The 14,837-nt window shown below is 38.5% G+C and carries 11 protein-coding genes and 2 rRNA genes; 3 read left to right on the top strand and 10 right to left on the bottom strand.

Annotated features, from left to right (window positions below):
- Positions 1–103: 103 nt before the first annotated feature.
- Positions 104–1,459, bottom strand: coding sequence for a trigger factor (gene tig, locus AC4PG5_RS12180; RefSeq protein WP_492029131.1), 1,356 nt, complete (start codon positions 1,457–1,459; stop codon positions 104–106).
- Between the two features lie 430 nt (positions 1,460–1,889).
- Between tig and rbp the strand changes: the two genes are divergently transcribed.
- On the top strand, positions 1,890–2,135 hold the full coding sequence (gene rbp, locus AC4PG5_RS12175) for an RNA-binding regulator (protein ID WP_492029130.1): 246 nt from the start codon (positions 1,890–1,892) through the stop codon (positions 2,133–2,135).
- Between the two features lie 81 nt (positions 2,136–2,216).
- Here rbp and lptB read toward each other — a convergent pair whose 3' ends face one another.
- Positions 2,217–2,972, bottom strand: coding sequence for an LPS export ABC transporter ATP-binding protein (gene lptB / locus AC4PG5_RS12170; RefSeq protein ID WP_492029129.1), 756 nt, complete (start codon positions 2,970–2,972; stop codon positions 2,217–2,219).
- A 77-nt stretch (positions 2,973–3,049) separates the two neighbouring features.
- Here lptB and AC4PG5_RS12165 point away from each other — a divergent pair, with 77 nt between their 5' ends.
- Positions 3,050–3,793 carry an MlaE family ABC transporter permease gene (locus tag AC4PG5_RS12165; protein ID WP_492029128.1) on the top strand — a complete coding sequence of 248 codons (744 nt, stop codon included), beginning with the start codon at positions 3,050–3,052 and terminating at the stop codon, positions 3,791–3,793.
- Positions 3,790–4,569 (top strand): ABC transporter ATP-binding protein, encoded by a 780-nt coding sequence (locus tag AC4PG5_RS12160; protein WP_492029127.1) that lies wholly within the window; start codon positions 3,790–3,792, stop codon positions 4,567–4,569. Before AC4PG5_RS12165 ends, AC4PG5_RS12160 begins: the two co-directional genes overlap by 4 nt.
- A gap of 69 nt (positions 4,570–4,638) precedes the next feature.
- Here AC4PG5_RS12160 and der read toward each other — a convergent pair whose 3' ends face one another.
- From der to AC4PG5_RS12120, 8 genes are all read right to left on the bottom strand, one after another.
- Positions 4,639–5,952 carry a ribosome biogenesis GTPase Der gene (der, locus tag AC4PG5_RS12155; protein WP_492029126.1) on the bottom strand — a complete coding sequence of 438 codons (1,314 nt, stop codon included), beginning with the start codon at positions 5,950–5,952 and terminating at the stop codon, positions 4,639–4,641.
- A gap of 48 nt (positions 5,953–6,000) precedes the next feature.
- Positions 6,001–6,882 carry a GTPase Era gene (gene era, locus AC4PG5_RS12150; RefSeq protein WP_492029125.1) on the bottom strand — a complete coding sequence of 294 codons (882 nt, stop codon included), beginning with the start codon at positions 6,880–6,882 and terminating at the stop codon, positions 6,001–6,003.
- An 84-nt stretch (positions 6,883–6,966) separates the two neighbouring features.
- Positions 6,967–7,974, bottom strand: a complete 1,008-nt coding sequence (locus AC4PG5_RS12145; RefSeq protein WP_492029124.1) for a beta-ketoacyl-ACP synthase III — start codon at positions 7,972–7,974, stop codon at positions 6,967–6,969.
- 90 nt (positions 7,975–8,064) lie between these two features.
- Entirely contained in the window at positions 8,065–8,250 is a 186-nt protein-coding gene (gene rpmF, locus AC4PG5_RS12140; protein ID WP_002562387.1) for a 50S ribosomal protein L32, read from the bottom strand.
- A gap of 11 nt (positions 8,251–8,261) precedes the next feature.
- Positions 8,262–8,834 carry a YceD family protein gene (locus AC4PG5_RS12135; RefSeq protein WP_492029123.1) on the bottom strand — a complete coding sequence of 191 codons (573 nt, stop codon included), beginning with the start codon at positions 8,832–8,834 and terminating at the stop codon, positions 8,262–8,264.
- A 1,500-nt stretch (positions 8,835–10,334) separates the two neighbouring features.
- Positions 10,335–11,489, bottom strand: coding sequence for an IS256 family transposase (locus AC4PG5_RS12130; RefSeq protein WP_492028251.1), 1,155 nt, complete (start codon positions 11,487–11,489; stop codon positions 10,335–10,337).
- A gap of 186 nt (positions 11,490–11,675) precedes the next feature.
- Positions 11,676–11,786 (bottom strand): 5S ribosomal RNA (gene rrf, locus AC4PG5_RS12125).
- 81 nt (positions 11,787–11,867) lie between these two features.
- Positions 11,868–14,749: ribosomal RNA gene (locus AC4PG5_RS12120) — 23S ribosomal RNA — on the bottom strand.
- Positions 14,750–14,837 lie beyond the last annotated feature (88 nt).

The raw sequence follows: 14,837 nt of genomic DNA, 5'->3' as shown, positions 1-14,837 counted from the left end.
AGTACAAAGAAACGAAAAAAGAAGTGAGACACAAAAAAACACAGAGTGATAATTTTAAAATACTCTGTGTTTTTTATCTTTATCCGTATATTACGGAACTATCTTATTCAAACATTTTGTTGAACTCTTCGATAGAAACTGTTTTGTTTTCTAATGTAACTTGAGCTTTCAATGCAGCAGCCAATTTAACTTCTACTGAACGGTTCACTAAGTTGTTCACACTTTCTTTCTTCTTCAACATCTCTTGAGCGTAGTTCTCCAAAAGATCTTCAGGAACAGAAAGCATTCCGTATTGAGCGAATTGAGCCTTAGTTGTTTCTTTAGCCATTTTCAAAACGTCATCTTGTTCTACTTTGATATCGTTAGCTTCAACCAACTGCTCTTTGATTAGGTGCCAAGTTAATTCTTCGATGCTATTTTCATAGTTCTCAGCAACAAATTCTTCTCCCTTTTCTTTGTTGTTAAGCAACATAACACGCTTCAATAACGTGTCAGAGAATTCTAATTTGCCAACTTTTTCCATCAAGACCTTACGAACGTCAATTAAGAACTTATAGTCGCTATCAGCTACGAACTGAGCAGCAACATTCTCTTTTACTTTCGCACGGAATTCTTCTTCCGATTTAACAACGCCTTCACCAAAAACTTGGTCGAAGATTTCTTGTGTCAAATCACCTGGAACGAAACGAGTGATTTCTTCTACTTGGAAGCTGAAGTTATATTTCACGTCACCTGCGATTTCTTTATCGATCTTCAACAAAGAAGCCATTTCAGCAGCGTTTCCTTCGTAAGCAGTGTGAGGATTGAAAACCAAAACGTCGTTTACTTTTGTGTTTGCAAAAATAGCCTTTTGGTCATCATTCTTCATATATGAAGGCATCATAACAGCACCTTCAACTTGAATTCCGTTTTCTTTTGTATTACCATTCTCATCAAGTTGAGCGATCAAACCTTTCAACATATCGTTTTCTTGGTAAACATCTACTTGATCGTATTTTCCGTTACGTTGAGTATAGGCTTTGATTTGATTTTCAACCATATCATCAGTGACATCAATGGTATAGTAATCAACTTTATCAGATGCTGCAACCTCAGCTTTAAATTCAGGAGCCAATGCGATATCGAATGTAAATTCGAATTCTTCCATTGTATCAAAATCAATCTCTTGTTGTTTTTCTTCATTAGGCAACGGTTCACCCAACATATTCACGTTGTTGTCTTTAATGTAACCATAGATGGCTTCTTGAAGAATCTTATTCACTTCTTCAGCAACTACAGAGTGACCATACATCTTTTTAACCAAGCTCATCGGTACCATTCCTTTACGGAATCCCGGCATTTGAGCCTTCTGGCGAAGGTTCTTCATCGCTTTATCTACTTTCTCTTGATAATCGGCTTTTTCTACTTTTACAGTAAGCAATGCACTTACTTTGTCAATGTTTTGTAATGAAACGTTCATTCTGACAGTTATTTATTTGATTTATACTCTATTCTATTCACGCAAAATAAGAGGGTGCAAAATTAGTGCTTATCTTTTAATTATCAAAAAACATTGCGGCTTTATTTCTTATCATTCAATAAATCAATGATTTCACACGAAAAGCCCCTCTAATAGATTTGTTCTTCATATTACATTTCAATGACATAAACTTTCTAAAAAGAAAAATATATAACTTTAACACAAATATTTAATAGAAAAAGAAGATAATTTCAAAAATAATGCGTTTCTTTGTCGCGGACAGACGAAGCATTAGTTTCTCGATTTCTATTACACGGTTTTTACTTCTGTTAGATTTGCATTTGTAAACTCTCTGTCGTTTTAATCCTTTTATTAGTACCTAACTGTCCAGAGAGTTTTATTCATTTATTTATTTTTTTATTTTTTCACTATGAATATTTATATTGGAAACCTTAACTACCGTGTTAAGGAAGGAGATCTGCAACAAGTTATGGAAGATTACGGATCAGTATCTTCAGTTAAAATCATTACAGATCGCGAAACTGGCAAATCAAAAGGATTTGCTTTCATTGAAATGGAAGATGACGCTGCTGGTTCAAAAGCCATCGCAGAGCTAAACGGTGCAGAATACATGGGCCGTACAATGGTTGTAAAAGAGGCTAGACCAAGAAGCTAATTTATAGCAAGAAAAACAAAAGGGATATCACAACGATATCCCTTTTTTATTTTCAACCTTATGGTATTACAGTCTAAATCATTACAACTGAAAATCTTTCCGTCTTAGCACAAAGCTATTACTTAAATATTTCTCACGGACAATTTTGTTCTCTGCCAACTCCTCAGGGGTACCTTGGAAAAGGATCTTACCCTCAAATAGCAGATATGCACGATCTGTAATACTCAGGGTTTCCTGAACATTATGGTCGGTAATCAAAATTCCAATATTCTTATCTTTCAACTTCCAAACGATCTGCTGTATATCTTCAACAGCAATAGGATCGACCCCCGCAAAAGGCTCATCAAGCATAATGAATTTAGGATCTATGGCTAAGCAACGGGCAATTTCCGTACGCCGTCTTTCACCACCCGATAATTGATTTCCTTTATTCTTCCTAACTTTCTGCAATCGAAACTCCGCAATCAAACTTTCAAGTTTATCCTTCTGATACTCTCTAGATTTATTAGTCATTTCAAGAACTGAAGCAATATTATCCTCCACAGTCATCTGACGAAAAACAGAAGCTTCTTGTGCAAGATATCCAATGCCTGTTTGAGCACGCTTATAAACCGGGTAATCGGTAATATCCAGATCATCTAAAAAAATATGTCCTTCATTCGGCGTAATAAGACCTACAGTCATATAAAAAGAAGTCGTCTTTCCGGCGCCATTAGGCCCTAAAAGTCCAACAATTTCACCCTGTTTCACATTAATGGAAACATGGTTTACAACTGTTCGCTTCCCATATTTTTTAACGAGATCCTCTGTACGAAGAACCATTTTAGCCTCTTCCATGTTTTTTGTTATTTTGCCGCAAATGTAATAAAAATAAGCTAGAATAATGTACCTTTGCATATATTAATAGTATAGCAATGATACAAGCATTAAGAACAGTTGGTCAATACATGATATTAATGAAACGAACATTCTCACGTCCTGAACGAATGCGTATGTTCTTTCACCAATACATTAAAGAAGTAGAACAATTAGGTGTTAATTCGGTTGGTATCGTACTACTCATCTCATTCTTCATTGGAGCTGTTATTACGATCCAGATTAAACTGAACATTGAAAGTCCTTGGATGCCTCGGTGGACCGTAGGATATGTAACCCGCGAAATCATGTTATTAGAGTTCTCATCTTCTATCATGTGTTTGATTTTAGCAGGTAAAGTGGGATCAAACATTGCATCCGAATTAGGAACAATGCGAGTTACTCAACAAATAGATGCTTTAGAAATCATGGGAGTAAATTCGGCAAACTACCTTATACTGCCCAAAATAACAGCGATGATCACTACCATACCGATTTTGGTCACATTCAGTATATTTGCCGGGATTATCGGAGCCTTTTGCACTTGCTGGATCGGAGGAATCATGAATGCAGTCGATCTGGAATACGGACTTCAATATATGTTTGTTGAGTGGTTCATTTGGTGTGGTATTATAAAATCGCTATTCTTCGCTTTTATTATCGCCAGTGTTGCAGCTTTCTACGGATACTCCGTTGGAGGAGGATCTATTGAAGTCGGTAAAGCATCTACTGATGCTGTAGTGTCAAGTAGTGTACTGATTTTATTTGCCGATTTAGTACTAACTAAACTTTTAATGGGATGATTGAAATAAAATCTTTATATAAGTCCTTTGAAGACAAAAACATCTTAAAAGATATCAATGCTACTTTTGAAAATGGAAAAACGAGCCTAATTATCGGACAAAGCGGATCAGGAAAGACAGTTCTAATGAAGTGTATTGTCGGCCTCCTAGAACCGACTAAAGGAGAAGTTTTATACGATGGGCGAAACTTCCTATGCATGGGCAAGAACGAAAAAAAGATCCTCCGAAAAGAAATGGGCATGATCTTTCAAAGTGCAGCATTATTTGACTCAATGACGGTACTCGACAATGTGATGTTTCCCTTAAACATGTTTAGCTATGATACTCTTAGAGCTCGTACTCAAAGAGCGATGTTTTGCCTAGATCGCGTCAACTTAAGTGAAGCTCAAAATAAATATCCCGGAGAGATCAGTGGGGGCATGCAGAAACGCGTAGCCATAGCTAGAGCTATAGCACTAAATCCTCAATACCTTTTCTGTGATGAACCGAATTCTGGACTGGACCCTAAGACTTCTATTGTGATAGACCAACTCATACATGATATCACAGAAGAATACAATATGACGACCCTTATCAACACTCATGACATGAATTCGGTAATGGGAATAGGCGACAAAGTCATATATATCCATGAAGGGAACAAAGAATGGGAAGGAACAAAAAATGATGTTTTCAATTCAACCAATAAGTTGTTGAACAACTTCATCTTTGCATCAGATCTATTACGCAAAGTCAAGGACTTAGAAGAACAAAACTTCGGAGAAAAAGACCTATAGCCTTTTTCAAATAAGCAGATAAAAAAAAATCGATTTTAAAATGATATTTAAAATCGATTTTTTTTATTTCTATTTCTGACGAATATAGATGTTAATCGGTGTACCGGTCAAATTCCATTTTTCGCGCATCTTATTTTCCAAGAAACGTTTATAAGGCTCCTTCACATATTGAGGAAGATTAGCGAAATAAACAAATGAAGGAACTTGCGTATTCGGCAATTGAGTAATATATTTTATCTTAATATATTTACCCTTAGTTGATGGAGGAGGATAAGCCTCTATCAAAGGCAACATTTCTTCATTCAAGCGAGCAGTTGAAATTTTAGCAGTTCGATTGTCATAAACACTACGAGCCTCTTCTAAAACTTTCAAGATACGTTGCTTCGTTAACGCTGATGCAAAGATGATAGGAAAATCAACAAAAGGTGCAAATCGATTACGAATAGCATCCTCGAATGTTTTCATAACCTTCACCGTTTTATCTTGAACCAAATCCCACTTGTTCACAACAACAACTAAACCTTTTTGATTTCGTTGGATCAAAGAAAAAATATTCAAATCTTGCCCTTCAACTCCACGTGTTGCATCAATCATCAAAACACAAACATCGGCATTTTCAATTGAACGAATAGAACGAACAACAGAGTAATATTCCAAATCTTCATTGACTTTATTCTTTTTACGAATACCAGCTGTATCCACAAGATAAAAGTCAAATCCAAATTTATTATAGCGAGTATAAATAGAATCACGAGTCGTACCGGCTATCTCAGTCACGATATTACGATCCTCACCAATAAAAGCATTTACAATAGATGACTTACCAGCATTCGGACGTCCAACCACTGCAAAACGAGGAATATCATTATCTAAGATCTCACTAGACTCTTTCTTAAATTTGGTGACAATTAGATCCATCAAATCACCAGTACCACTACCGGTAATCGCCGAGATACAACAAGGATCACCAAGTCCTAATTTATAAAATTCAGGTGCATTATATTGGAGGTCGTTATTATCCGTTTTATTAGCAACGACAATGACCGGACTTTTAGATCGACGTAGAATCGTAGCCACAGCCATATCCAAATCAGTCAACCCATTGATCACGTCTACCACAAATACAATTACATCAGCTTCTTCCAAAGCCATCAAAACCTGTTTACGGATTTCCTCTTCAAAAATATCATCAGAGTTCACTACCCATCCACCGGTATCTACAACAGAGAACTCCCGTCCAAGCCACTCCGATTTCCCATATTGTCGATCCCGAGTTGTACCAGCTTCGTCGTTCACAATAGCCTGACGAGTTTTCGTCAAACGGTTAAATAAAGTAGATTTGCCCACATTAGGACGACCTACAATTGCGACTAAATTTCCCATAGTTCTTAATATATTAAAACAACGACTATCACAGTCGAATAAATACTTTTAATCTAACTGATAACCAAAATTACGAAGTTTTTTATCTGAACTTCGCCAATCTTTATCCACTTTCACAAATGTCTCAAGAAAAATCTTTTTCCCAAAGAAGCGTTCTAATTCCAATCGTGCTTCAGTTGCCACTTTCTTCAAAGTTTTTCCTTGTTTTCCAATAATGATTCCTTTTTGTGAATCCCGTTCCACATAAATAACAGCTTGAATATGGATTTTATTTTCACTCTCTTTGAAAAGTTCTACAACCACTTCAACAGCGTAAGGGATTTCCTTATCATAATACAATAAGATTTTCTCACGAATAATCTCATTGACAAAAAAACGCGCAGGTTTATCTGTCCACTGATCCTTATCGAAATAAGGCGGAGATTCTGGCAGAAGTTCTTTTATCCGCTTCAACACATAATCTACATTAAACTTAGAAAGCGCAGAAAGCGGGATAATTTCAGCCTGAGGAATCAATTCTTTCCAACTCTCAACTAATTGCACAAGTTTTTCCTGATCGGTTAAATCAATCTTATTAATAAGCAACAAAACTGGTACCGTCATGTGACGTACCTTTTCCACAAACTCAGAATTTTTATCAGGAGTCTCAACTACATCCGTAACATAAAGCAAAATATCAGCATCAGTCAAAGCTGAGGTCGAGAAATTTAACATCGACTCTTGCAACTTATAATTGGGCTTCAATACTCCAGGAGTATCCGAAAACACAATTTGCATATCATCCGTATTATATATTCCCATAATACGATGACGCGTAGTCTGAGCCTTAAAAGTGGCAATCGAGATACGCTCTCCGACCAATGCATTCATCAATGTCGATTTACCGACATTAGGATTTCCTACAATATTTACAAAACCAGCTTTATGCATGAATAAAATTTTATGAGTTGAGAAAAAAAAACGCATCGAATCGAGATAGGATGCGTTTTCATATGTTATATATTAGAAACGAATCTAATCATTTTTTTTACCATCATAGCCCCATTTCACATAAACAGCGCCCCAAGTAAATCCAGCACCAAATGCTGTAAAGATCAAATTGTCTCCTTTTTTCAATTTATGTTCAAAGTCCCACAGACAAAGAGGAAGAGTTCCGGCACTAGTATTACCGTAACGATCAATATTAACCATTACTTTTTCGATAGGAACCTCAACACGATGAGCGACCGCCTCAATGATACGCATATTAGCTTGATGAGGGATAATCCAGTCGACAGTATCTTTAGTTAAACCGTTTTTAACAACGATTTCTTCAGTTACATCTGACATATTAGATACTGCATATTTAAACACAGTGCGTCCTTCTTGGTGAATGTAATGCATCTTATTATCAACAGTGAAGTAAGAAGAAGGACAAACAGATCCTCCGCCTTTCATATGTAGGAAAGGAAGTCCCTTACCATCTGTTCTTAATATTGCATCCATGACTCCAACATCTTCCAAAGTAGGTTCCATCATACACGCTGCAGCTCCGTCACCAAAAATAGGACAAGTTGCACGGTCAGTGTAATCAACTGTAGAAGACATCTTATCTGCCCCAACAATAATAACTTTTTTATATCTTCCTGAACGAATGAAACTAGCTGCAGTTTCAAGCAAATATAAGAAACCACAACAAGCCGCTTGCATATCGAATGCAAATGCGTTTTTCAAACCTAACTTATCACAAAGAATAGAAGCAGTAGAAGGGAAATGATAATCAGGAGTAGTAGTAGCAACAATAACTAAATCAATATCATCAGGATTTGCACCAGTTTTCTTCATCAAATCCTTTGCCGCTTTACGCGCCATGTATGAAGTACCTAAGCCTTCTTCATTAAGTATGTGTCGTTCCTTTACTCCAATACGAGTCATAATCCACTCGTCATTGGTATCTACCATCTTTGAAATTTCGTCATTAGTCAAAATATAATCTGGTACATAACCACCAACGCCTGTGATTACTGCATTTATTTTTTCCATCAAATCGGTTTTAAATTAACAATGCTTATAATACCTAAAGCAGCCGGAGAGGAAAACTCTCAGGCTGTCTTGAGTGTATAGCTGCACTGATTATACAGCTGCTTCTTTTTCAATTGCAAGTTTACCTCTGTAGTATCCGCATGCTCCACATACAGTATGATAAACATGCCATTCTCCACAGTTAGGACAAATAGCTAATGTAGGAGCTACAGCCTTATCATGAGTTCTTCTCTTTGCTGTTCTTGTTTTTGATTGTCTTCTTTTAGGATGTGCCATTTTCTTAAACTTTAATTATTATCTAATATTTTTTTTAAATCATTCCAGCGGGGATCGATCGTTTCTTCGACTTCTTCTTCCCCTACGTTAAACTCAGGGTCAATGCCCTCATCAGAATCATCGTCAGCTGCAGTACGCAAATGTTTGTTTAGTTTTCCAGACATTGCCTTATTACATTTACCAGGAGCATGGACATGCTTCATTGGTACAGCAAGGGCTATAAATTCATACATAAACCAAGCAACATTAATCTCTCCTTCCTCTTCAGGAATAATGATCATATTGTCACCTTCTTCTGCATACTCTGAACCAAACTTAACAACAAGCTTATCTGTGGAGGCAACCAATTGTTCCATATCGTCTAAGCAACGATCACAAGGCACCCAAACCACACCTTCTGTCTTAAAGTAAAATTCAAAAGCATATGATACCTTCTTAACTGTCAATTCGACATTTACTTTACCCTTTTGAACCTCCGGTCCATCAATATGCGAGAAATAGAGATTATCTAAAACGAACTCATACTTAGCAGAGTCGCTTTTCATATTTCTCAAGTCAATTTTGTATTTATCAAACTTACCCAAAGCTTTTCATTTTTAAGTAAATGTAAAGGTATAAAAAGTCAGAAGTATATCACTAGCCCATCTCCATACAGAGATGCACCAAACTCGATATAATTCGGGCGACAAAGATACAAATAATTATCCTCATTACATATAATTTATAGGTAAATATTCTCATTTTTAGCACAAAAACAGACAAAACTTTTAAATAATCATATTCACAATATTAGTCAAATAGCCATATAGAAGGGTTTTTCAACCATAATATATATGAAAGAAATTACGTCATTCAGCAATCATACAAATAATTCATAATCCACTAAAGTGCTTCTCAGCCAACACTAGTATTTCAAGATTAAAAGGAAACCAGTTCCAAGTAAAAAAAACAAAAACTGATTTTAGAGAACAACCAACGCTGTATATTACTCTTAAATCATTGACTAGATAGATAAATAACAAATCTATTTCCTAGACTTTAGTAAAATATCATAGTAAGAAGCTTCGCTATTATTAAGTTGCACCGAATGAAAAGGAATCAATCTTAGAAGGTTTAAAAGGACAAACTAAAGAAAGCCAAAAGAATTATAGGCGCTATAGAAGAAATAAGAAGATCAAACTGATAGACAAACTCAATTAGGCAAAAGAAGGGATAAATGGGGGAAAAAAAATAGTTCCGAAAAGATGAAAGAAGAAAAGAATAAAGGAAGAAGAATAGAAATAGGAACAAGAGCAGTAGTTCCAGAAGGTGTTTTAGCACAAAGACAGTGGTATTATAATGATAACGGATGATAGATTATCGTAATGAATCATCATCGCTAACATCGAAACAGATACCCTCAATCAATGGTGATAACCCGACCGATTCCTCTGAAGTTGAATATAATCGTATTGAATCTGATTTAGCTAAATATAACCTTGATTGCTATAATTTCATAAGCATAATTTACAATGGTGATTGCGGATAAGGAATAAGAGATGGATAAAGGATCTAAATAATCTAGAGCTTTTTAAAGCAGTTCAGGAGTACCCATCCAATTATATGGAATAAGTATAAGGACATATCAATTAGATTAGATAGATCAGTAGATCAGTCAGATGTGCTATGTGCGTTATATATGGTCATGTGGCTTATATGTAGCCATATGTAATAATGTATGTTATATATATGTGCGGTCATCTACAGTGATGTAGTGTGTATCGCGGTGATCATGCGCGGTAAGATGTAGATGTAGGTGTACCTAGCATCAGTCAATGTCTCTTCATCTGTATATTCAATCGGGGCCTATCAATCGAGGTTTGAAGAAGAAAAGCTGCATCAGATTCATGGACGGGTTCAGAAGACATGGCACGATAGGAGATAACATGACATGGCATCGAAGGAATGGGATGGAATGAAATAAGATGGGATGGGATGGTACGAGATAATGCGGCACAACATTGGATTAGATTAGATAAGAAGGTAATGTTCAGAAAAGTGTGTATGTTTTATTTCTTAGGCATAAATATTTCTCAAAAATATAATTATTCTGTTTTGATAAAAAGCTTTGATTCAAGAAAGTTGTAAATTGGATATTTAAATACATCTTTATTCATAGCCACATTGCCAAGCAATAATATCACAGAATCATAGTTTGGCATCGCGCCACGCATTTTCAGCACTCTTTTAAAATCCTTATTGAGTCGTTCAATCCAATTGGTTGTATATATCATACCTCTTATTTCTCTCTCATATTTGAAATAAGTGAAATAGAATTTGTACCTTTCATGTTTATACCTTTTAAGCATGGGGTAACTCTTCACCCATTTATCTATAAAATCTAGGAATTGTTTATGTGAGCTTTCAGGGGTGACCAAATCTTGATCTGGCCTAAATACTATCTGCATTTCAGCCGCAATTATTTTTTTATCTCGAGGTTTAATTTTCCCCAATATATTCCTCTTTAAATGCACCGTGCACAATTGGATATCTGCACCAGGAAATGCATGTGCGATAGAATTTTCAATACTAGATAAGCCATCGCATACAAATAAATTAATCTCACTAACTCCTCTTTCTTTTATATCATCGAATATATCAAGCCAGTTGGAAGCACTTTCGGTTGGGAAATTCACAATTGATAAGACCTCACGAGTTCTATCTTCTTTTACTCCTAATATTACGTAGTATGCTTCATTTGAAACCGAGTCATTGCGCCTGGTGGCAACATACGTAGCATCAATATAAACGATTGGATAACGTGCATCTAATCTACGGTTCAGCCACGCAGAAACATCTCCACGTGCCGTATCAAGGAGCCGGCTTACTTGACTCTTACTATAATGCTTACCGTAAAATTCCTCAGAGATATCACCAACTTGCTTGGTGGTCAAGCCTTGAGCGTATAAACTACAAATTAAGCGCTGAACTTCAGCTTCTTGATCTTTAAGTACCCCTAATAAAACAGGATAAAAGTTGCTCTCACGACTCCGAGGAACGCGAATCTCAAACATTTGACCGCCATGACATACTCGACGATCACGATAGCCATTACTCACATCATCAGTCTGAGAATTATAAATCTTACGCTCTGATTTCATTAAGGATTCCATCCCTAAACGGATTAATTCCTGAAATCCTTCTTTACCATTTGTAAGTGAAGAAATAATTTCAGACATTTGTTCTTGTGTAAATTCCATTTCTCTTTCATTTTAGGTTACAATACAAATCTAAGAAATATTGGGATTTACACACTTTTTAAAACGCTATCGATAAGAAGGCAAGGTAAAACAAGACAAGGTCAAATAGTATTGCATGGTACAAAACAGTACGAGCGGCACAAAAAAAAGACCCTTCGAAACATTACTGAATCGAAGGGTCAATCAAAATGGCGGCTACCTACTCTCCCACTGTTACGCAGTACCATCGGCGTGACGAGGCTTAACTTCTCTGTTCGGAATGGGAAGAGGTGGAACCCTCGTGCTATAACCACCTAAAAAAGGTTATGACATGTGTACAGTAAAAATTTAGACTCCTAAAAAGGATAGCTAAATGGATATAACAAACAACGCGCGTTTGTAAGAAAGTGCACGGGCAATTAGTAACGCTCGGCTTTGATGTTGCCACCTTTACACCTGCGTCCTATCAACGTCATCGTCTATAACGACCCTAAGAAATCTAATCTTGTGGCCGGCTTCGTACTTAGATGCTTTCAGCACTTATCCGATCCCGACTTAGATACCCAGCGATGCACCTGGCGGCACAACTGGTAAACCAGAGGTCAGTCCAACACGGTCCTCTCGTACTAGTGTCAGAGCCACGCAAATTTCATACGCCCACGATAGATAGAGACCGAACTGTCTCACGACGTTCTGAACCCAGCTCGCGTGCCACTTTAATGGGCGAACAGCCCAACCCTTGGGACCTTCTCCAGCCCCAGGATGTGACGAGCCGACATCGAGGTGCCAAACCCCTCCGTCGATATGAGCTCTTGGGAGGGATCAGCCTGTTATCCCCGGAGTACCTTTTATCCTTTGAGCGATGTCCCTTCCATGCGGAAACACCGGATCACTATGCTCTAGTTTCCTACCTGATCGACTTGTCTGTCTCCCAGTCAAGCACCCTTATGCCATTACACTCTACGGACGGTTACCAATCGTCCTGAGGGTACCTTTAGAAGCCTCCGTTACACTTTTGGAGGCGACCACCCCAGTCAAACTACCCACCAAACAATGTCCTCGCAAAAGCGAGTTAGAACTCAAACAATCAAAGGGTCGTATTTCAACAGCGACTCCACAAATACTAGCGTACCTGCTTCAAAGTCTCCGACCTATCCTACACATCAATGGCCCAAATTCAATGTTAAGCTATAGTAAAGGTTCACGGGGTCTTTTCGTCCCATCGCGGGTAATCGGCATCTTCACCGATACTACAATTTCACTGAGCTCACGGTTGAGACAGTGTCCAGATCATTACACCATTCGTGCAGGTCGGAACTTACCCGACAAGGAATTTCGCTACCTTAGGACCGTTATAGTTACGGCCGCCGTTTACTGGGGCTTCAATTCAATGCTTCTCTTGCGATGACATCTCCTCTTAACCTTCCAGCACCGGGCAGGTGTCAGGCTGTATACTTCATCTTTCGATTTTGCACAGCCCTGTGTTTTTGTTAAACAGTTGCCTGGACCTATTCTCTGCGCCCACATCGCTGTGGGACCCTTTATCCCGAAGTTACAGGGTCAATTTGCCTAGTTCCTTAACCGTGATTCACTCAAGCGCCTGAGTATATTCAACCCAACTACGTGTGTCCGTTTACGGTACGGGTACCTCAAAGATTATGTTTAGCGGATTTTCTTGGGAGTATGGTTACATGCGCTATTGAATTGTTCCGAAGAACGCTCCATACTATCAGGTTCGACTCTCGATACGGATTTGCCTGTATCGATCAACATCTACACCCTTTAACGAACATCCGTCTGTTCGCGGCATTGTCACTCCTCCGTCCCCACGTCACTCTTAAAGGTAGTACAGGAATATTAACCTGTTCTGCCATCGGCATCACCTGTCGGCTGAGCCTTAGGACCCGACTAACCCTGATCCGATTAGCGTTGATCAGGAAACCTTAGTCTTTCGGCGAGGGGGTTTCTCACCCCCTTTATCGTTACTTATACCTACATTTGCTTTTCCACAAGCTCCAGACAAGCTTACGCTTGGCCTTCAACGCGTAGTGGAATGCTCCCCTACCGATATTTACATATCCCACAGCTTCGGTAATACACTTAATGCCCGATTATTATCCACGCCAAACTCCTCGACTAGTGAGCTGTTACGCACTCTTTAAATGAATGGCTGCTTCCAAGCCAACATCCTAGCTGTCTTAGCAATCTGACTTCGTTAGTTCAACTTAGTGTATATTTGGGGACCTTAGCTGGTGGTCCGGATTCTTCTCCTTTAGGACATGGACCTTAGCACCCATGCCCTCACTCCCGTGATTAAACTAATGCGCATTCGGAGTTTATCAAGACTTGATAGGCGGCGAAGCCCTCGCATCTTATCAGTCGCTCTACCTCACATTAGTAACTCACGAGGCTGCACCTAAATGCATTTCGGGGAGTACGAGCTATCTCCAAGTTTGATTAGCCTTTCACCCCCACCCTCAACTCATCCAGAAGCTTTTCAACGCTTATTGGTTCGGTCCTCCAGCTAGTGTTACCTAGCCTTCAACCTGGTCAAGGGTAGATCACTTGGTTTCGCGTCTACTCCTACCGACTATACGCCCTATTCAGACTCGCTTTCGCTTCGGCTGCAGATCTCAAGATCCTTAACCTGGCCGGTAAAAGTAACTCGTAGGTTCATTATGCAAAAGGCACGCCGTCACAGCATAAAGCTGCTCCGACCGCTTGTAGGCGCACGGTTTCAGGGACTATTTCACTCTTCTATTCGAAGTGCTTTTCACCTTTCCTTCACAGTACTGGTTCGCTATCGGTCTCTCGGGAGTATTTAGCCTTACCGGATGGTCCCGGCAGATTCAGACAGGATTTCACGTGTCCCGCCCTACTCAGGATACCACTAGGATCTTTTAAACTTCGAATACGCAACTATCATGCGCTATGGTTGAACTTTCCAGATCATTCTTCTCATTTAAACAGATTCCACAACGTGGTCCTACAACCCCATCACATGCCGTAACATGGATGGTTTGGGCTGTTCCCCGTTCGCTCGCCACTACTAGGGGAATCATTATTATTTTCTTTTCCTACAGGTACTAAGATGTTTCAGTTCCCTGCGTTAGCCTCCTGACATAATCAGGATGATATTTCTTCAAAATATCAGGTTGTCCCATTCGGAAATCCGCGGATCAAAGGTTATTTGCACCTACCCGCAGCTTATCGCAGCTTATCACGTCCTTCATCGCCTCCGAGAGCCAAGGCATCCGCCATGCGCCCTTATTTACTTTCTTACAAACGTTCACTGTTACTATAAAAGTAACATGCGTAAAGTTTGATATATACTTTTAGCTCTTACTAAATTTTTACTTTTTGTACAAC

This window comes from Bacteroides sp. QWL-09 (genome assembly GCF_058683585.1).
The sequence above is the reverse complement of the archived record's forward strand: the minus strand, read 5'-3'. Positions and strand labels throughout refer to the sequence as shown.